General features: G+C 68.4%; 1 protein-coding gene. It reads right to left on the bottom strand.

What is annotated here, in order from left to right; translation table 11 throughout:
• Nucleotides 1-145 precede the first annotated feature (145 nt).
• On the bottom strand, nucleotides 146-1,426 hold the full coding sequence (locus ACFY9E_RS40200) for an FAD-dependent oxidoreductase (RefSeq protein WP_390993612.1): 1,281 nt from the start codon (nucleotides 1,424-1,426) through the stop codon (nucleotides 146-148).
• Nucleotides 1,427-1,743: the final 317 nt, after the last annotated feature.

Raw genomic sequence — 1,743 nt, 5'->3', positions numbered from 1 at the left:
TCGCCGGTGGCCGGGTCGTCGACGGACAGCGTCCGGCCGGACTCCGCGTCCTGCCAGCCACCACCGATGAACAACTGCTTGGGAACATCACGGACGACAGTCATCGTGGGTATCTCCTTGTACGTGTAGAGGGGCTGCCGACCGGTCAGCGGATGCGGTCCAGCGTCTTGTAGTAGGCGCCGGCGAAGGGCAGGAACCAGGCGGTGCCGTTGTAGAGGGGAATGCGGGGCGGGGCGATGTCGCGGACGGGGCTGACCTCGGGGTGACCGTCCATCACCTCGGCCATGACCCGCCCCATGTGAGTGGCCATCTGCACGCCGTGGCCCGCGTAGCCCATGGAGTAGTAGACGCCGTCCCCGGTCTGCCCGGCGTGCACGATGCGGTCCATGGCGAAGCCGACGGAGCCGCCCCACACGTACTCGATCTTGGTCCGGGAGAGCTGGGGAAAGATCTCGCACATCTCACGGAACAGGACCGCTCCGCTCTTCTTGTCCGAGGTGGGGTCGGAGGGCGCGAAACGGGCGCGGCCTCCGAACAGCAGCCGGTTGTCCGGGGTGAGCCGGAAGTAGTGGCAGACCTTGTTGGAGTCGACGATGAGGCGGGCCTTGGGGATGATGTCCCGGGCAAGCTGCTCGCCGAGCGGCTCGGTGACGATGATGAAGCTGCCCACGCAGACCTGTTGGCGGCGCAGCCACGGGAAGTTCTTGTCGGTGTAGGCGTCGGTGGCCATCATGACCTGCCCGGCACGGATGACACCGCGCTCGGTGCTGACCTCGAACCGGCCGGCGGCGGTACGCCGCACGCCGATGGCCGCGTTGCGCTCGTGGATCTCGACACCCGTGCGCTCGCACGCCTCGGCCATGCCGCGCACGAAGCGGCCGACGTGCAGTGCGGCGCTGAACGGGTCGAGCAGGCCGCCGTGGTAGGCGTCGGAGCCGATCTCGGAACGCAGCTCGGCCTTGCCGACCAGGGTGGTCTCGTGTCCGAAGTACTTGGCCAGGTCGCGCTGTTGGGCCTTCTTGCTTTCGAAGTGGGCGGGGCGGGAGGCGACTCCGAGGCGTCCGACGCGACGGAACTGGCAGTCGATGGACTCCTCGTTCACGAGCCGCTCGACGGTGTCCACGGCCTCGCCGTAGGAGTTGTAGATCTCGCGGGCCCGTTCGAGGCCGTACCGGCGGATGGCCTGGCCCACGCCGATGGTGAAGCCCAGGTTCGCCATGCCACCGTTGCGGGCGGAGGCACCGGAGCCGATCTGGCCCTTCTCGACCAGGGTGACCCGGGCGCCCTTGCGCGCGGAGTGGAGGGCGGTGGACAGGCCCGTCAGGCCGGCGCCGACGACCACGAGGTCGGTGTCCTCGGTCAGCGGCTTGCCGGACCGGTCGGGAAACGCCCCAGCGGTTTCTATCCAGTAGGGAATCGTCTTCATGTCGGGTCCTTAGCGGGGAGTTTCGAAGTGAGGGCGGCCGGGCACCACCAGGGGCCCGGCCGACGGCGCTGTCAGCGCTGTGACGGTCGGATCGACGTCGAACTGGAGGGCGTTGAAGACCGGGACCGGCAGGGTGCGGAAGTCACGTCAGCCGCAGCGGCCGGCGTCTTGTCCGGACGTGCTGCCGGAGCCGCTACCGCGTGTCCCAGCCGCTTTTACAAGACCCTTTCGAGGAACGCCTGGGTTCGTTTCTCACGGGGATTGCCCAGCACTTCACGGGCGTCGCCGCGTTCCACCGCGACGCCGCCGTCCATGAA

The sequence above is a fragment of the Streptomyces sp. NPDC012466 genome (assembly GCF_042955215.1).
Classification (GTDB): domain Bacteria; phylum Actinomycetota; class Actinomycetes; order Streptomycetales; family Streptomycetaceae; genus Streptomyces.
Note: the sequence above shows the minus strand (reverse complement) of the source record. Positions and strands in the feature narration are given on the sequence as shown.